The sequence below is a fragment of the Stenotrophomonas sp. SAU14A_NAIMI4_8 genome (genome assembly GCF_003086695.1).
Classification (GTDB): domain Bacteria; phylum Pseudomonadota; class Gammaproteobacteria; order Xanthomonadales; family Xanthomonadaceae; genus Stenotrophomonas.
The window spans coordinates 3,224,222-3,242,440 of record NZ_CP025999.1; the positions used below are offsets into that span (position 1 = coordinate 3,224,222).

Below are 18,219 nucleotides of genomic sequence, written 5' to 3' on the forward strand. Positions count from 1 at the left end.
GGGCCCGGCAGTTGGCCGGGCCCCGTGGGTGATGCGTGAAACTCAGCGGTCGTTCTTCAGGTACTGCAGGAACGGGTCATTCTTGTCCAGCACGATCACGCCGTTACCGTCGGTCATGGAGCCACGGTAGGCCTCCAGGCTGCGGTAGAACGCGTAGAACGACGGGTCGGCAGCGCCGGCCTGGCCGTAGATGCGTGCGGCATCGGCATCGCCTTCACCGCGCAGGCGCTGCGCATCACGCTCGGCCTCGGCGATCAGCACGGTGCTGTCGCGGTCGGCCTGGGCGCGGATGGTCAGCGACTGCTCTTCGCCCTCGGCGCGCAGCTTGGCCGCTTCCTGCTTGCGCTGGGCGCGCATGCGCTCGTACACGTCGTTGATCACCTGGCTGTCGGTCGGCAGGTCCACCTGCTTGATGCGCAGGTCGATCATCTGCATGCCCAGCCCGGCCACCGCTTCGTTGATGCCCTTGAGCTGTTCGGCGATCAGTTCGCTGCGGTCACCGGAGACCAGCTGCTGCAGGGTGCGCGAGTTGATCTGGTTGCGCAGCGAATCGGTGATGATCGGTGCCAGGCGGGCGTTGGCCACGCGCGGGTCGCCACCGGTGGCACGGAAGTAGTCGCCCACGTTGGAGATGTAGCCGATGGCGAAGAAGTCGACGCTGACGTCCTTCTGCTCGGCGGTGAAGTAACGTGCCGGCGCGGTGTCCAGTACCTGGAAGCGGCGATCGAACACGCGCACCGTTTCCACCACCGGCAGCTTGAAGTGCAGGCCCGGCTTGATGTCCGAACGGACCACCTTACCCAGGTTCAGCACCATCGCCGTCTGGTCTTCACGCACCACATAGACCGAGCCCAGCAGGCCCAGCAGGGCCGCTACGGCGACCGCAATCCACATCGAACTTCTCATCGGCTGCCCTCCTCACGGCCACTGGGTCGCCCGGTCGGGCGGCCGACCGGCCGGCCCGGGTCACGGGAAGCTTCCACCGCCGTGGCGCCCGGCAGCGACGGCATCACCACCTCCGGGTTCGCCACCGGGGCCGGCGCCGAGGCGCTGGGGCGGGTATCGCCGGTCATCGGCACGTAGATCAGCTGGCGGCCATCGCCACCGATCACCTTGCGGTTCTCGCTCAGCACCTGCTGCACCGTTTCCAGCCACAGACGCTTGCGGGTCACCTCGGGCGAGTTCTTGTACTGGGCCTGCAGCAGGCTGAAGCGCTGGGCGTCACCCTCGGCCTTGGACACCACGGCCTGCTTGTAGCCTTCTGCAGTGGTACGGGCACGCGAGGCCTGGCCACGCGCTTCGGGCACCACCTTGGCGGCGTAGGCCTGCGCTTCGTTGATCAGGCGTTCCTTGACCTGCTGGGCGCCGTTGACCTCGTCGAAGGCCGGCTTGACCTCTTCCGGCGGACGGGCGTCCTGCAGGGTCAGGCCGGTCACGGTCAGACCGGTCTTGAACGCCTTCAGCAGCGCCTGCAGGCGTTCTTCGGCGGCCACGGCCAGCGGACCACGGTTGTTCAGCACGGCATTGAGGTCGGCACGGCCGACTTCCTCACGCACCGCGCTCTGCGCCGACTGCTCCAGCACCTGGTTGGCATCGACCGTGCCGAACAGGTACTGCTGCGGGTCGTCGATGCGGTACTGCACGTTCAACGAGACATTGACGATGTTCTCGTCGCGGGTCAGCACCGGCACCTGGATCGAGAAGGTCTTGATCTCGGTGGCGTTGACCTTGGTGACCGATTCGATCGGCCACGGCAGCTTGAAGTTCGGGCCAGGGGTCAGGATGCGCGAGAACTGGCCGAAGCGCAGCACCACGCCGCGCTGCTGTTCGCCGATCAGCTGGAAGCTGGAGAACAGCACCAGCAGCACCACCGCCGCCGCCACCCAACGCAGGATGCCCCCGTCGAACAGATCCTTCAGCGGCCCGGGCAGACCGCCCCAGCCACCGCCATTACCACCGCCGCGTGACCGGAACGGCCCACGTCGATTGTCCTCGGGGCCTTGTCCGCCCTTGTTGCCGCCGGGTGTATTCCAGGCCATGCACGCTCCATCAAGATATGGGCTGCGACGCGGGCCCTTCCCGCAACGCCAGCCGTGAACCATCTCCGATCATACAAGATGGGGCGGACCGGCAGGATTGAAAGGGTGATGACGCGGTAAGGTTGTGTTTTCCTCGAAGTCAGGCAGCGCCGATGGCCCCCACCCCTCCGTTCACCGCCTTCCGGATCGAAAACGACAGCGCCGGCTACCGCAGCGGCCTGGTCCAGCTGGGCGTGGACGACCTCAACCCCGGCCAGGTGCTGATCCGCGCCCACTGGTCATCAGTGAACTACAAGGACGCCCTGGCCGGCACCGGCAAGGGCCGGATCCTGCGGCGCTTCCCGCTGGTGGGGGGCATCGACGTGGCCGGCACCGTGGTGGCTTCCAGCGACCCGGCCTGGCGCGAGGGCGATGCGGTGCTGGCCACCGGCTGCGGCCTGAGCGAGACCCGCGACGGCGGCTACAGCCAGTACGTGCGCCTGGAATCGAGCGCGGTGATCGCCCAGCCCAGCGGCCTGACCCCGCGCGAGGCCATGGTGCTGGGCACCGCCGGCTTCACCGCCGCGCTGGCGCTGCTGCGCCTGCAGGACAACCGGCAGACCCCGGCCCACGGCCCGCTGGCGGTTACCGGCGCCAGTGGCGGGGTGGGCGCGCTGGCCGTGGATATTTTCAGCCGCGCCGGCTACAGCGTGCATGCCATCAGCGGCAAGCCCGAACAGGCAGGGTTCCTGCGCGGAATCGGCGCGGCCGAGGTGCTGCCGCGCGAGGCCTTGGCCGATACCGCCCCGCTGCAGTCGGCCCGCTTCGGCGGCGGCCTGGACAATGCCGGCGGCCCGATGCTGGCCAGCCTGCTGGCGCAGACCGTGCCCTACGGCAGCGTGGTCAGCGCCGGCCTGGCCGCCAGCCCGGCGTTGGAGATGACGGTCATGCCGTACATCCTGCGCGGCGTGTCGCTGCTGGGGGTGTCCTCGGCCAGCGCCCCGCGCGATCTGCGCGAAGCGGTGTGGGCCCAGCTGGGCGGCGCGTGGAAGCCGCAGCACCTGGACCGCATCTGCACCGCTGAAGTGGGCCTGGACGAACTGCCCGGCGTGTTCGAACGCATGCTGGCCGGCGGCTCGCTGGGGCGCACGGTGGTGCGGATCGACTGAGCGTTGCAGGCAGGCGACGGACGGCAGGGCGCGGCCCTCCCGCCATCACGTGGCCCGCACTACACTGCGGGCAACACATGGGGAACAACATGGCACGCATTCTGATCGTCGACGATTCACCGTCGCAGCTGTTGGGGATACAGCGCATCGTCGAGAAGCTCGGGCACCAGATCCTGACCGCCACCGATGGCGCGGCCGGCGTGGAAACCGCCAAGGCCGAGCTGCCTGACCTGGTGCTGATGGATGTGGTGATGCCCAACCTCAATGGCTTCCAGGCCACCCGCACGCTGGCCCGCGACGAGGCCACCCGGCATATTCCCGTGATCCTGGTCACCACCAAGGACCAGGACACCGACCGCATGTGGGGCATGCGCCAGGGCGCCAAGGCCTACATCACCAAGCCGTTCTCGGAAGACGAACTGTCCGAAGTGCTGGAGCGCGTTTTCGCCGGCCAGGGCTGAACCATTGCGGTAGGTGCCAACCTTGGTTGGCACGCCGCCTTGGTAGGTGCCAACCTTGGTTGGCACATTGTGCGGACCAAGGTCCGCACCTACCAAAATCGATCTCAGATCGTTTCGCCGAAGGCCTTGGCCAGGTTGCGGTACGCCTTCTTCTGCGCATCGTCGGTCGCGGCCGGGGCCACGATCTCCAGCTCCACGATCTGGTCGCCGTCGGGGTTGCCCGGCAGCCCGCGACCGCGCAGGCGCAGCTTGCGACCGGCATCTGAATCGGCCGGGATCTTCAGCTCCACGCTACCGCCCAGGGTGGGCACGCTGATGCTGGTGCCCAGCGCCGCCTGCCAGGGCGTCACCTGCAGGGTGTAGAGGATGTTGCGCCCGTCCACCTCGAACTGCGGATGCGCGGCATATTCCACTTCCAGCAACAGGTTGCCGCCGTGGTTGCCCTGCCCGGCCAGGCGGATCACCTGCCCCGGCCGGATACCCTTGGGCACGCGCACATCCAGCTGCCGGCCATTGACGGTGATGCGCAGGCTGTCGCCCTTGTAGGCCGCTTCCAGCGGTACCGACAGCTTGGCCCGGGTATCGCGGTTGGGCGCGTGGCCTTGGCTGCTGAAGCCCGGGCCGGCCCCCGGCCCCTGGCCGCCGCGCTGGCGTGCGAACAGGCTTTCGAAGAAATCGCTGAAGCCGCCGCCGGCACCACCGCCGCCGCCGAACACTTCCTCGAAGTTGAAGCCGCCGCCGCCGTAGTTGGGCGGAACGTTGAACTCTTCGCCCGGGCGGTAGCCCTGCGCACGCAACTGATCATAGGCCGCGCGCTTTTCGGGGTCGCGCAGCGCCTCGTAGGCCTCGTTCACCGCCTTGAACTTGTCTTCCGCCCCGGCCTCCTTGCTGACGTCCGGGTGGTACTTGCGTGCCAGGCGGCGATAGGCGGTCTTGATTTCCGCATCGCCCGCGCTCGGCTCCACCCCCAGGGTGGCGTAGTAATCCTTGAATTCCATCCAGCTACCTCGATCTGCTTCGGCCGCGCCGGTGGCGCCGCCCCGGGTTCATTCTACGCGCCGGCGATGCTACGCCGCGCACCGTGCGGCCCTGGTGAGGCCGACTGATCCTGCGCAATGCAGCCGCCCTGCCGGTGCGGCAGGCTGAGGCTGGCGGCCCCCGCCGCAACGTTCCAAGATGGGGCGTGCACGCCGGGTTTCCAATGTCTTGACGCGTTCATCCCACCCACCCTTCTAGCCTGCCCCCGCAAGGAGTTCCCATGACCATCCACGTCGGCGACCGCATTCCGGAAGTCACCCTCAAGCGCATCCGCGAAGGCGTCGAGACCCTCGATACCCACGCCCTGTTCGACGGCCGCAAGGTCGTGCTGTTCGCCGTGCCCGGTGCCTTCACCCCCACCTGTTCGGCGCGCCACCTGCCCGGCTACGTGGAGGCGTTCGATGCCTTCCGCCAGCGCGGCATCGAGGTCTACTGCATGGCGGTCAACGATCCGTTCGTGATGAAGGCCTGGGCGGCCGACCAGCACGTGCCCGACGGCCTGCTGATGCTGTCCGACGGCAATGGCGGACTGACCCGCGCCCTGGGCCTGGAGCTGGATGCCAGTGCCTCGGGCATGGGCATCCGTGCGCGCCGCTTCGCCCTGTACGCCGACGACGGCGTGGTGCAGGCGCTGTGGATCGAGGAACCCGGTCAATTCGAAGTGTCTTCGGCGCAGTACGTGCTGGAGCACCTGCCCACCTAGCCCCACACCAGAGGAAACGGCCAGCCATGTCCACCAAGCCAGCCAAGACCAGCAAGCCCAGTGCCACCGTCACCGCCATCAGCGACCGCAAGGCGCTGCGCGAACGGGCGCGCCGCAACATCGAAGACGGTGCCATCACCGACAGCTACAGCGCCGACCGCAAGGCGGTCATCAAGCTGCTCAACGATGCATTGGCCACCGAATATGTGTGCGTGCTGCGTTATTACCGCCACTACTTCATGGCCAAGGGCATGCTGGCCGATGCGGTGAAGGCCGAATTCCTGGAGCACGCCCAGCAGGAACAGGCCCATGCCGGCAAGCTGGCCGAGCGCATCGTGCAGCTGGGCGGTGAACCCGACCTCAACCCGGACACGTTCTCGGCGCGCTCGCATGCCGAGTACAAGGAAGGCAGCGACCTGCGCGACATGGTGCGGGAAAACCTGGTGGCCGAGCGCATCGCAATCGACAGTTACCGCGAGATGATCAACTTCGTCGGCGACCGCGACACCACCACCAAGCGCATCCTGGAAGAGATCCTGGCGCAGGAAGAAGAACACGCCGATGAGTTCGCCGATCTGCTGGATGGCTGGATCGGGAAATAGCGGCCCGGCGCACGCCTTGGTAGCTGCCCACCTTGGTGGGCAGTTGTTCCGACGTATGCCAACCAAGGTTGGCACCTACCGTAGCTGCCCACCTTGGTGGGCAGTTGTTCAGTCGCGTGCCAACCAAGGTTGGCACCTACCAAAGCAGAGAGCAGCGTCAACGGATGACGTTGAACCGCACCTGGGTCCAGGCGCCGTCGGACGCCAGCGCGGTCAAGGTATGCGCGCCGGGCTCGGCAAATTCGCGCTGCATCAGCTGTGCGCCCTGCGTCTGCGCGATCCAGCAGCCATCCAGCAGCCAGTCCACGCGCTGTTCGCTGCCCAGTGCGCGCAGCTGCAGGCGCACGCCATGTTCGGCATTGGGCGCACGCGCCAGTGCGGCGCCGTCGTTCAGTCCATCGATGTGCAGGGCCACGCTGGCCTCGCGGCCATCGTCGCGACAATCCGGGGAGAGCGCGGGCAACTGCGAGGCCTCGCGCGTGGCCTTGGCCAGCCATGGTGACAGCAACGCAGGCCAGCGCGCGATCTCGCCCGGCACTTCCACATGCGGCGCGCTGCAATCGGCAGACAGGCGCAAGCCGCTGCGCGCGTCGGCCACGTAGCGCTGCCGCCCCGGTTGCCAGCGCCGCGCGTCGCGCTCGGGGAAGGTCAGCGGCGCCGCACCGTCCAGCAGGAAGGCTGGCATGCGCCGCTGGCACAGCGACGCCGGCAGCCCCACGGCGCGCTCACCGGTGGGCCAGCACACGTCCGCTTCGCTGACACTGGCCGGCATCGGCGCGGCCGCCGAATCACCGCGCTGGCGCGGCAGGCTGTCCACCACTTCGAACATCAGCGGCAAGGCGGTCACCGCACCGTACTGGCCGGGCAGCGGCGTGCCGTCGGGCCGCCCCACCCACACGCCCACGGTGTAGTGGCGGGTGCTGCCGATCGCCCAGGCATCGCGGAAACCGTAACTGGTGCCGGTCTTCCACGCCACGCGCGGGCGCCCACCGATATCGAAGGTGCCCACGCCATAGCCTGGCCGTGGATTGGATTCGAGCATCTCGCGCACGATCCACGCCGCGCCCGGCGAGACCAGTCGGCGCTCCACCATCGGCTCGTCGGCGGTATAGCGCACGCGACCGGCAATGCCATTGCGATTCAAGGCGGCGAACGCGCCCACCAGGTCTTCCAGACGCGCGCCGGTGCCGCCGAGAATCAACGACAGATTGGGTTGCGCGCCCGGCGGGAAGCGCAGCTGGATGCCGGCGTGGGACAGGCGGGCGGCGAAGCGCGCGGCCCCCACCCGCTGCAGCAGGTCCACCGAAGGCACGTTCAGCGACAGGCGCAGCGCGGTGGCCGCACCTACCGGGCCATTGAAGGCCATGTCGAAATTGCCGGGTCGGTAACTGCCAAAGCTCTGCGGTGCATCCACCAGCAGGCTTTCCGAATGGATCAGCCCATCGTCCAGCGCCATGCCATACAGGAAGGGCTTGAGGGTGGAACCGGGCGAGCGCCAGGCCTGCACCATGTCCACGTGGCCCAGCCGCTGCCGATCACCGAAGGACAGCGTGCCCACGTAGGCGCGCGCCTGCAGGGTCTGGTTGTCCACCACCAGCAGCGCGGCGGAGGTGCGCTCGGGCAGGCCCGAAAAATAGCTGGCCACGCGCTCTTCCAGGGTGCGCTGCAGGCCGATGTCGATGCCACTTTCAATGCGCGCCTGGCCGGGATAGGTGGCGCGCAGCCGCTGCGCCAGCAGGGCCGCATGCATGGGGGGCCGCAGCGAGCGCGCCACCACGTTTTCGATGCGCGCATCCGACACCTCGTCGGCCGACCACACGCGCTGCTGGGCCATGCGCGCCAGCACCTTGTCACGTGCTTTCTGCGCCGCTTCCGGGTGCCGGTCCGGGCGCAGGCGGCTTGGTGCCTGCGGCAGCACCGCCAACAGGGCGGCCTCGGCATGCGAAAGCTGCGCCGCCGACTTGCCCAGGTACGCCCAGCTGGCCGCCTCCACGCCTTCGATGGTGCCGCCGTAGGGTGCCCGTTCCAGGTACAAGGCCAGGATCTGCGCCTTGGACAGGTGCACTTCCAGCTGCACCGCGCGCAGCATCTGTTTCAGCTTGCCCCACGGCGTACGCGAGTGCGGGTCGAGGATGCGCGCCACCTGCATGGTCAGGGTGGAACCGCCGGAGACGATGTGGCCGCCGCGCAGCAGCTGGCCACCGGCGCGCAGGATCGCCAGCGGATTGATGCCGGGGTGCTTCCAGAACCAGCGGTCTTCGTAGGTCAACAGGGCCTGCAGGTACAGCGGCGACACGCTGTCCACCGTGGCCGGGTAGCGCCACACGCCTTCGGCATCGGCGAAGGCCCGCAGCGGACTGCCATCGGCGGCCACCACCAGCGTGCTGGTGTCGCGCTGTTTCGGCAGCGGCGGTGGGAATGCCCAATCCAGCACCAGCAGCAACGCCAGTGCGGCAGCGGTACCCCAGCGCAGCCAGGGCCATAGCGGTTGCAGCTGGGGGCGCAGGGCCGCCAGCCGCGTTCTGATCGATCGCTTCATGGTGTGCGGTCAGCAGGACGGGCCGCGCCATCGCGGCCCGTCCGCGCAATCACGGCTGCACCACCGTGATCGTGGTCGGGTTGCTGCGACCAACGCCACGCAGCTGCGGGCGGTACATGTCTTCCACCAGCGGCGGCGGCACCGTGTAGGTACCCGGGGTGACCGCGCGCACCAGATAGAAGACGTTCGCCTTGCTGCCACGGGACAGCTTCAGCGCCGCCACGTAGCGGTCGTCGCGGAACTCCTCGTGCTTGGTATCGGCCGCTTCGCCACGGTCGCTGATGGTGATGCCATCGACCACCACGTCGGCCCACTGCTTGGCATCGCCCAGGTTGAAGTTCTCGATTTCCAGGCCGGCCGGCAACAGGTCGGTCAGCAGTGCATCGGGCATGGTGGTATCGGCGGTGACGGTGACGCGCACGATCAGTGCCTCGCCTTCCTTCAGCGGGCGCGGCGTCCACGGCTTGCCATCGGTGCCGTAGTAGCTGCGCTCCACGCCCAGCACGCTGTTGTCCGGTGCCGGTGCCGTGCGCGGAATGCCGGCCACGTCGATGCTGGCGAACATCGGCGGCTGCCCCTGCGGGCTGAAGCGCACGCCGCTGGCCAGTTCGCCAGCGCTGAAGTTGCGGCCGAACAGCTTGCGCTCGCCAATCGCTTCGGTGTTGCCACCGATCACCAGTTCACCGGCGACCAGCGCCTTCTGGTTGGCCGACAGCGCCTTGCCCAGGCGCGCGATGGCGACCTGTTCCTGGGTGCTCAGCCACATCCAACCGGCATTGCGGCGCGCATCCAGGCCACGGCCCAGATCAACGGCGCGGGCATCCCAGGCCGGCTTGGCCAGCTTGTTTTCATGGGTCAGCGCGATCATCAGCGCGTCGTCACGGATGGCACTGCCGTAGTCGCCGAAGTACGACGGCCGTTCGCTGCTGGACTTGGCGAACGCCGCGGCCAGGGCCGCCTGGCCACGCTTGGCATCGCCCTGCAGCGACAGCGCCACGCCCAGGTGGACCAGCGACAGGCCACCGACCGCCTTGCTGCGCTCGTTGTCGTACAGCGTGCGCAAGGTGCCCAGCGGGGCGCGGTTGACCCGCGCCAGCACGTAGCCCGAGTAGGCCTGATTGGCGAACTTCAGCTTTTCGCGTTCGTCCTGCCCGTAGAACTGGTTGCCGCCGGACAGCAGGTCCTCGCTCAGCCGGTTCAGCGCCTTCTGCAGCACGTTGTCCGGCACGGCAAAGCCGGCGTCCTTGGCATCGAGCAGGAACTCGGTGACGTACGGGGTCAGCCAGGGGTTCACGTAGCCGTCGTCACCCCACATGGAGAAGTTGCCGTTGGCCACCTGCATCGATGCCAGTCGGCCGAACGCCCCTTCCATGCGCTCGCGACGGGTCTTGGCATCCAGGCCATCGGCACCCAGCATCGACGAGGTGGCCTGGTCCAGGATCAGCGCCGCGTAGCCCTTGCTGGTGGTCTGCTCGGCGCAGCCATACGGATAGTTCAACGCGCCCTGCAGCGCACTGGCGAACGGAATGGGTGGCAGCGGGCTGACCAGCAGACGCGCGTTCACCGATTCGGCCATCAGCCCCTCGGTCAGGCTGCCATCCAGGCTGACCGCGGCCAGCGGATCGAGCGTGCGCACCTGCGAGCGCACTACCTGCGGCCACGCCGCACGCACCGGCAGTTCATAGCGGCGGTCGGCCTTGAAGCCGTTGCCGTCCACCCGCACCCGCACCTTGGCCACGCTGTGCCCTTCGCGCGCCGACAGCGGGAAGCTGAGCGTGCTCTTGGCATCGGCATTCAACTGCACGCTGCGCGTGCCTTCGGCCAGCGACAGCGGACCTTCGGTTTCCACCCGCACGTTGAACGCGCCCGGCTTGCCGGTGAAGTTCTGCACATCCAGGGTGACCGTGCTGCGGTCGCCCGGGGCGAGCACGCGCGGCATGCTGGCTTCGGCCAGGATCGGTGCGCGCACCACGGTTTCCACATCGCGCTTGCCGTACTGGTCGTCGCTGTAGACCACCGCCGACACGCGCAGGGTGCCGTTGAAGTCGGGCACCTTCAGGCGGATGCGGGCGATACCCTTGGCATCGAGCTGCACCGGGCCGGAGAACAGGTCCACGGTCTGCACGCGTGCGGTCGGCCGCTTGGCCTGCGGCAGTGCCTGCAGGCCCATGTCGCCGCCGAACTTCAGCTTGCCACTGCCGCCGTCGAAGCTTTCGATCACCCGGCTATAGATGTCGTAGGCATCGATGCCCAGGCGGCGCTGGGCGAAGAAGTGCGCACCGGCGTCGGGCACCGGGAAGCGGGTGATGTTGAGGATGCCCACGTCGACGGCCGAGACCGTGACATGCGCGGTCTTGCCGGCCAGCTGCGGTGCGCTGACGGTGACCGGCAGCTCCTGCTCCGGACGCATCTGCTTGGGCGCCACCAGGCCCACGGCCACGGTGCGGCCCTTGCGGTCCATCGGCACGTGCACCACGCCCACCGCGCGCGCCGGGGTGATCTTGCTGGGCGCGGTACCGCCACGGAACACCAGCGCGGTGATGTAGACGTCGTGGCGTTCCCAGTCGGCCGTGACCGGAATCTTGAAGGTGGCGCCCGGCTTGGCGTCGATCTCCTGCACGTACAGCATGCGATCGGATTCGACCATCAGCAGGCCCTTGCCGGCGTGCGGCGGGGTGACCGTCACCTGCAGGGTGTCACCGGCCTTGTAACCGGTCTTGTCCAGGCCCAGCTTGACCTTGTCCGGGCGGGCGTCCAGGCCGCGGTTGTCATCGCCCCAGCTCCAGCCGGCGCGGAACGGATAGCGACTGGTCAGGCCGGTGGACGGATCGAACACGTCCACCCGGTACTCGCCCCACTCCACCGGGAAATCGAAGGCCACCGCGCTGCTGCCGGCATCGACGGTGCGCGTTTCCTTGTTCTCGAAGCGGCGGGTGAAATCGTAGTCCCAACGGTTGTCGTTGAAGGTCCAGTGGTAGTCGCGCAGCTCGCGCACCAGGGTCACCTTCAGGCCCTTGGCCGGCTTCGGCGTACCCGCCGCATCCACACGCAGCAGCTCGAAGCGCGCATTGCCATTGGAATCGGCGCCATCATCGGGGTTGAACAGCGGGCGCACGCCGACCAGTGCATCGGCCGGCCACATCACCCGCTTCAGGGTGCGGGTGACCGTGCGGCCACCGGTCTCGTACAGGCTGCCCGACAGCACCACGGCAATCGGCGCCTTGGCCTTGGCCGCCTCTTCGGGCAGTGCAACGTCCTGGCGCAGCTGGCCGTTGGCCGGCAGCGTGGTATCGATCACGTCCTTGGCATCACGCGGCAGCTGCAGGGTCGGGTCGCCGAAGAAGTAGCCCGGCAGGCCCTCCACCGGCTTCTGCTCGGCGGCCACGGCCATGCGCGCGGTGAAGCGGTTGCCATCGGCCGGCGCACCATACAGATAGGCGCCGTTGGCCTGCAGGCGCAGTTCCTCGCCCGGCTTCAGCGTCTTCTGCGCGCTGTCCAGGTCCAGCTTCATGCGCTCGGGCAGGAACTCCTCGATGCGCAGGGTCATGCCCTGGATCGCTTCCTTGCTGGCCGGGTCGGTACGGAACTCGACCTGCCAGCGCCCGGTCGGCGCCTCGGCGGGAATGGTCTGTTCGAAGTTGATGTAGCCCTGCTCGCCCGGCTGCAGGCGGGTTTCGCGGAAGGTCTTGCCGTCGGGCTGCTTCAGGCGCAGGAACACCGGCTGCGGCTTCACCGGCTTGCCGTCGTTGTCGCGCAGCAGCGCCGACAGGCGCACGGTTTCCCCCGGGCGGTACAGATCGCGCCCGGACCAGGCGTAGACATCGAACCAGGCGTTGTCACGGCCGGCCACGGCGAACTCGCTCAGGTCCAGCGCGGGCTGGTTGAACGGCAGGAAGCTGGTGTCCTTGCCACTGCTGGCCACCAGCACATGGGCCGCATCCAGGGTGTAGTTCAGCAGGGCGTTGCCATTGCCGTCGGTGCTGCCCTTCAGCACCACTTCGCCCTTGGCGTCCAGCACGCGCAGGTCCACGCTCTTCAGCGCGGCGCCATCCTTCAACGAGGCGGTGTGGACGAACAGCTTGTCCTTGTAGGCGCGGGTATGCAGGCCGATATCGCTGACCGAGAAGAACGCGGTGTCGAATTCGCCTTCGTAATCACCGGTGCGCTTAAGCAGGGCGAAGTACAGGCCCGGTTCCTGCAGCTCCTTGATGTCCTGGGTTGGCAGATACGTCAGAACGCGCTCGTTCTGCTTGCCGCCCAGGATGAAGCGGTTGACGTAGACCGGCTCGGCCAGCTTGTTGATCGGGCTGCGCTCGTAATCGCTGCTCAGTTCCCAGCTGCCGCGACGACCGCCGCGCTGGTACTGGCTGAAGAACGTGGGCAGGTCCTTTTCGCGCACGCGCAGGAATTCGACGTCCACTTCCGGCACGTTCACCGACACCACCGGCAGGCCGCGGCTTTCCTTTGCCGGCAGCACGCTGCCCTGCGAGGCGAAACCGGCCACCGGCTTCAGTTCGCCACTGAACACCTTCTGCTTCAGTTCCTTGCCCAGGCGATTGCCATCGGCGGCCAGCAGGTCCGGGGACACGACCAGGCTGTATTCCTTGCCGGCCTCCACGAACGGGTAGCGCAGGGTCAGGCCGTCATCGGACAGGGTCCAGCTGCTGTCTTCGGTGCCGACCTTCTCTTCGAAGCGCACCAGCTTGTCGAAATCCTGGGTGCCGACCAGCGGGCGCGAGAACTCCAGTGCCAGCGACAGGCCGTCATTCTTCTGGTCCGGATAGGCGCGCAGCAGGGTGAAGTCCTTCACCTGCTCGGCCTGGGTGGTGATCGCTTCACCACTGGCCTTGGGCAGCTGCCCACTGTCGTTGCGGCAACCGGCCAGGCCCAGCAACAGGCCTCCTGCCAGAACAGCCGCCGCCCAACCCCACCGCTTCCGCCGTGCCGGACCGCTCATGTCGTCACTCCTTGATCGAGGCGGCCATTATAGGGCCGCCGCGTCAAGGTGTTGACGGCGGGTGGCCGGTAGTCGCCAACCTTGGTTGGCGCTGGGCCCCACGCACGCGCTGGCGCGCGCCTGCCCACCAAGGTGGGCAGCTACCAGGCCCCGTGCAGCTACCGGCCTTATTCGGCCGGCACCCGCACCTTGCCTTCCATCAGCACCCGGGCGCTGCGACTCATGATCGCCTTGGTCACCGTCCACTGGCCGCCCACCTGCCCGGCCTGGGCGCCGACCCGCAGGGTGCCGGAGGGATGGCCGAAGGTGACTGTCTCACGCTGGCCGCCACCGGCCGCGCGGTTGACCAGGGTGCCCGGAATCGCCGCGGCGGTGCCAATGGCCACTGCCGCGGTACCCATCATCGCGTGGTGCAGCTTGCCCATCGACAGCGCGCGCGCATGCAGATCGATGGCCGAGGCCGGGATGGCTTTGCCGCTGGACGACACGTAATCCTGTGCCGGCGCCACGAAGGCCACCTTCGGCGTGTGCTGGCGGGTCGCCGCGTCTTCCAGCTTCGAAATCAGGCCCATGCGCAATGCGCCGTGGGCGCGGATAGTCTCGAACTTCTGCAGGGCCGCCTTGTCTTCGTTGATGGCCGGCTGCAGTTCGGTGCCGGTGTAGCCCAGGTCGGCGGCGTTGAGGAAGATGGTCGGGATGCCGGCGGTGATCATCGTCACCTCGAAGCTCCCCACACCCGGCACGTCCAGGGTGTCCACCAGGTTGCCGGTGGGGAACATCGCCCCGGCATCGCCGTCATCGGACGGATCAATGAACTCCAGCTGGATCTCGGCCGCCGGGAAGGTCACGCCATCCAGCTCGAAATCACCGGTTTCCTGCACTTCGCCGTTGCACATCGGCACGTGGGCGATGATGGTCTTGCCGATGTTGGCCTGCCAGATGCGCACCGTGCACAGGCCGTCGCGCGGCACACGGGCCGGGTCGACCAGGCCATTGGCAATGGCGAACGGGCCCACCGCCGTGCTCAGGTTGCCGCAGTTGCCGCTCCAGTCGACGAAGGCGGTATCGATGGAGACCTGGCCATACAGGTAATCCACGTCGTGATCCGGCACCGAGGCGGCGGAAATGATCACGCACTTGCTGGTGCTCGACGTTGCCCCGCCCATGCCATCGGTGTGCTTGCCATACGGATCGGGCGAACCGATCACCCGCATCAGCAGCGCATTACGGGCGGGGCCCGGCACCTGCGCCGCTTCGGGCAGGTCCTGCAGGCGGAAGAACACGCCCTTGCTGGTGCCACCGCGCATGTAGGTGGCGGGAATACGGAGTTGCGGGAGGAAGGTCATCGTCGGATCCAAGCGTTTGAATGTCAGGAGATGTCTTGCATCAGCCCATCAAGGCCACGGTCAACACACCACACGCGTATGACGTGCACGCGCGCAGGCTGGTCAATGTAGTAAACGAGATAGCGTTCAAAGGAGGAAACCGGCATGAAACGCAACGTGCCAGGCAACTGCGCGGCGAGTTCGGCGTGTCTGCTGGAGCCCGAAGCTGGAAACAAGGCAATGCGCTGCAGGGTGGCCTGCAACTCGGCCAGGAAACGCGTGCCTAGTGCGACTCCTCCCTGCCGCGCGAACCACAGCGCAGCATCGGCCGCGTCGGTCTCTGCCCTCGGCCTCCAGTCAATCGCCTTCACGCTCCATCCTTTCGGTCAGTTCGCGACGCATCCGCTCGAACGTGTCAGCCGTCACCGGCGTGGCAGGCCCTGAGGCCAAGCCCTCGGCGATCAACTGTCGAAGCAATGCTTCCGCCTTGCTGCGCTGGCGCTGGCGGATCAGGTCGCGCACGTAGTCGGAGGTGCTGGAGTAACCGCCTTCGCGTACTTCCTCGTCCACGAACTGCTTGAGCGGATCGGTCAGCGAAATGTTCATGGTGGCCATCAGACTCTCCTTTGGCAGTTTTTGCCAAGTCAGTGTGCGCCCCACCCTGGTGTCGGACAAGCCCGCCCCCGACCGGCGGGGGCAGGCATTCAGCCCGGCCTCACGCCACCTTGGCGCCTTCCAGGAAGTCCTGTGCGAAGCGCTGCAGCACGCCACCGGCCTCGTAGATCGCCACTTCCTCGTCGCTGTCCAGGCGGCACGTAACCGGCACCACCACGTCCTGGCCGTCGCGGCGGTGGATGACCAGGGTCAGGTCGGCGCGCGGGGTGCGCTCGCCCACCACGTCGAAGGTCTCGGTGCCGTCGATGCCCAGGGTCAGGCGGGTGGTGCCCGGCTTGAACTCCAGCGGCAGCACGCCCATGCCGATCAGGTTGGTACGGTGAATCCGCTCGAAGCCCTCGGCCACGATCGCTTCCACGCCGGCCAGGCGCACGCCCTTGGCGGCCCAGTCACGCGAGCTGCCCTGGCCGTAGTCGGCACCGGCGATGATGATCAGCGGCTGCTTGCGGTCCATGTAGGTTTCAATGGCCTCCCACATGCGCATCACCTTGCCTTCCGGCTCCACCCGCGCCAGCGAACCCTGCTTCACGCTGCCGTCGTCGTTGCGCACCATTTCGTTGAACAGCTTCGGGTTGGCGAAGGTGGCGCGCTGTGCGGTCAGATGGTCGCCACGGTGGGTGGCGTAGGAATTGAAGTCCTCTTCCGGCAGGCCCATCTTCGCCAGGTATTCGCCGGCGGCGCTGGAGGCCAGGATCGCATTGGACGGCGACAGGTGGTCGGTGGTGATGTTGTCCGGCAGCACAGCCAGCGCGCGCATGCCCGCCAGCGTGCGCTCACCAGCCAGCGCGCCCTCCCAGTACGGCGGGCGGCGGATGTAGGTGCTCTGCGGGCGCCAGTCGTACAGCGGGCTGACCGCCGCGCCATGCTCCACGCGCACGTTGAACATCGGGTTGTAGACCTTGCGGAACTGCTCGGGCTTCACCGAGGCCTTCACCACGGCATCGATCTCGGCATCGCTCGGCCAGATGTCCTTCAGGCGGACTTCGTTGCCTTCGGCATCCACGCCCAGCACATCCTTTTCGATATCGAAGCGCACGGTGCCGGCGATGGCGTAGGCGATCACCAGCGGTGGCGAGGCCAGGAAGGCCTGCTTGGCATACGGGTGGATGCGGCCATCGAAGTTGCGGTTGCCCGACAGCACAGCGGTCGCGTACAGGTCGCGATCGATGATTTCCTGCTGGATCTTCGGGTCCAGCGCGCCACTCATGCCGTTGCAGGTGGTGCAGGCGAAGGCCACGATGCCGAAGCCCAGCTGTTCCAGGTCGGGCAGCAGGCCGGATTCTTCCAGGTACAGCTGCACCGCCTTCGACCCCGGTGCCAGCGACGACTTCACCCACGGCTTGCGCTGCAGGCCGCGTGCATTGGCGTTGCGCGCCAGCAGCGCCGCGGCGATCACGTTGCGCGGGTTGGAGGTATTGGTGCAGCTGGTGATGGCCGCGATGATCACCGCGCCATCGGGCATCAGGCCCTGCGCCTGTTCGCCACGACCGGCCGCCAGCTTGGCTTCATCGGCGATGCCGCGCTCGGCCAGCTCGGCGGTGGCCACACGCTTGTGCGGGTTGCTCGGCCCGGCCATGTTGCGCACCACGCTGGACAGGTCGAAACGCAGCACGCGCTCGTACTGGGCAGTGACCAGGTCGTCGGCCCACAGGCCGGTGGTGCGCGCGTAATTCTCCACCAGCGCTACCTGCGACTCCTCGCGACCGGTCAGGCGCAGGTAGTCGGTGGTCTGCGCATCGATGTAGAACATCGCCGCGGTGGCACCATACTCGGGGCACATGTTGGAAATGGTGGCGCGGTCACCGATGGTCAGTGCCGCAGCGCCTTCGCCATAGAATTCAAGCCAGGCGCCGACCACGCGTTCCTTGCGCAGGAACTCGGTCAGTGCCAGCACCACGTCGGTAGCGGTGATGCCCGGCTGCGGCTTGCCGGTCAGTTCCACGCCGATGATGTCCGGCAGGCGCATCCACGAGGCGCGGCCCAGCATCACGTTCTCCGCTTCCAGGCCGCCTACGCCAATGGCGATCACGCCCAGCGCGTCCACGTGCGGGGTGTGGCTGTCGGTGCCCACGCAGGTATCGGGGAAGGCCACGCCGTCCTGCACATAGACCACCGGCGACATCTTCTCCAGGTTGATCTGGTGCATGATGCCATTGCCCGGCGGAATCACGTCCACGTTCTGGAACGCCAGCTTGGTCCAGTCGATGAAGTGGAAACGGTCTTCGTTGCGGCGGTCTTCGATGGCGCGGTTCTTCTCGAACGCCTGCGGATCGAACCCACCACACTCCACCGCCAGCGAGTGATCGACGATCAGCTGCACCGGCACCACCGGGTTCACCTTGGCCGGATCGCCGCCCTTGTCGGCGATCGCATCGCGCAGGCCGGCCAGATCGACCAGGGCGGTCTGCCCCAGGATGTCATGGCAGACCACGCGCGCCGGGAACCACGGGAAATCCAGATCGCGGCGGCGTTCGATCAGCTGCTTCAGCGAATCAACCAGCGTGGCCGGCTCGCAGCGGCGCACCAGGTTTTCAGCCAGCACACGCGAGGTGTACGGCAGCGTGGCGTAGGCGCCGGGCTGGATGGCATCGACGGCGGCGCGCGCGTCGAAATAGTCCAGCGTGCTGCCGGGAAGGTTCTTGCGGTAGTCGGTATTCATGGGCTGGCGGAATGCTTGGGGCGGGCCGGGTGCCGGCGATGCGGCGGCGAAATCACCCGGCCGGCAACGGGCC

General features: G+C 67.6%; 13 protein-coding genes. 4 read left to right on the forward strand and 9 right to left on the reverse strand.

Annotated elements, in window-relative coordinates:
• Positions 1–42: 42 nt before the first annotated feature.
• Both C1930_RS14825 and hflK read right to left on the reverse strand, forming a co-directional pair.
• Positions 43–906, reverse strand: coding sequence for a protease modulator HflC (locus tag C1930_RS14825; RefSeq protein ID WP_108750747.1), 864 nt, complete (start codon positions 904–906; stop codon positions 43–45).
• The gene (gene hflK, locus C1930_RS14830; RefSeq protein ID WP_108772062.1) at positions 903–2,039 is read right to left on the reverse strand and encodes an FtsH protease activity modulator HflK; all 1,137 of its coding nucleotides are present in this window, start codon (positions 2,037–2,039) and stop codon (positions 903–905) included. Before hflK ends, C1930_RS14825 begins: the two co-directional genes overlap by 4 nt.
• Positions 2,040–2,191: 152 nt before the next feature.
• On the opposite strand from hflK, the gene C1930_RS14835 reads away from it, so the two are divergent.
• Entirely contained in the window at positions 2,192–3,187 is a 996-nt protein-coding gene (locus C1930_RS14835; RefSeq protein ID WP_108772063.1) for a YhdH/YhfP family quinone oxidoreductase, read from the forward strand.
• 89 nt (positions 3,188–3,276) lie between these two features.
• Positions 3,277–3,648: a twitching motility response regulator PilH gene (gene pilH / locus C1930_RS14840; RefSeq protein WP_005410644.1), complete on the forward strand. Its 372-nt coding sequence runs from the start codon at positions 3,277–3,279 to the stop codon at positions 3,646–3,648.
• Positions 3,649–3,752: 104 nt separating this feature from the next.
• On the opposite strand, the gene C1930_RS14845 is transcribed toward pilH, so the two are convergent.
• Entirely contained in the window at positions 3,753–4,646 is an 894-nt protein-coding gene (locus C1930_RS14845; protein WP_108756896.1) for a DnaJ C-terminal domain-containing protein, read from the reverse strand.
• Positions 4,647–4,906: 260 nt separating this feature from the next.
• Between C1930_RS14845 and C1930_RS14850 the strand changes: the two genes are divergently transcribed.
• Both C1930_RS14850 and C1930_RS14855 read left to right on the forward strand, forming a co-directional pair.
• Positions 4,907–5,389 carry a peroxiredoxin gene (locus C1930_RS14850; protein ID WP_108756897.1) on the forward strand — a complete coding sequence of 161 codons (483 nt, stop codon included), beginning with the start codon at positions 4,907–4,909 and terminating at the stop codon, positions 5,387–5,389.
• A 26-nt stretch (positions 5,390–5,415) separates the two neighbouring features.
• Complete coding sequence (locus C1930_RS14855; protein ID WP_108753837.1) at positions 5,416–5,991, forward strand: ferritin-like domain-containing protein; 576 nt, start codon at positions 5,416–5,418, stop codon at positions 5,989–5,991.
• Positions 5,992–6,148: 157 nt separating this feature from the next.
• Here C1930_RS14855 and pbpC read toward each other — a convergent pair whose 3' ends face one another.
• The 6 genes from pbpC to acnD form a co-directional block, all read right to left on the reverse strand.
• Positions 6,149–8,530: a penicillin-binding protein 1C gene (gene pbpC, locus C1930_RS14860; protein WP_108772064.1), complete on the reverse strand. Its 2,382-nt coding sequence runs from the start codon at positions 8,528–8,530 to the stop codon at positions 6,149–6,151.
• A gap of 49 nt (positions 8,531–8,579) precedes the next feature.
• Entirely contained in the window at positions 8,580–13,487 is a 4,908-nt protein-coding gene (locus C1930_RS14865; RefSeq protein WP_108772065.1) for an alpha-2-macroglobulin, read from the reverse strand.
• Positions 13,488–13,654: 167 nt separating this feature from the next.
• On the reverse strand, positions 13,655–14,833 hold the full coding sequence (prpF, locus tag C1930_RS14870) for a 2-methylaconitate cis-trans isomerase PrpF (protein WP_108772066.1): 1,179 nt from the start codon (positions 14,831–14,833) through the stop codon (positions 13,655–13,657).
• A gap of 23 nt (positions 14,834–14,856) precedes the next feature.
• On the reverse strand, positions 14,857–15,183 hold the full coding sequence (locus tag C1930_RS14875; protein WP_108772067.1) for a type II toxin-antitoxin system RelE/ParE family toxin: 327 nt from the start codon (positions 15,181–15,183) through the stop codon (positions 14,857–14,859).
• Positions 15,170–15,427 (reverse strand): type II toxin-antitoxin system ParD family antitoxin, encoded by a 258-nt coding sequence (locus C1930_RS14880; RefSeq protein ID WP_108753842.1) that lies wholly within the window; start codon positions 15,425–15,427, stop codon positions 15,170–15,172. Before C1930_RS14880 ends, C1930_RS14875 begins: the two co-directional genes overlap by 14 nt.
• A gap of 100 nt (positions 15,428–15,527) precedes the next feature.
• Positions 15,528–18,146, reverse strand: a complete 2,619-nt coding sequence (gene acnD / locus C1930_RS14885) for a Fe/S-dependent 2-methylisocitrate dehydratase AcnD (protein ID WP_108756902.1) — start codon at positions 18,144–18,146, stop codon at positions 15,528–15,530.
• Positions 18,147–18,219: the final 73 nt, after the last annotated feature.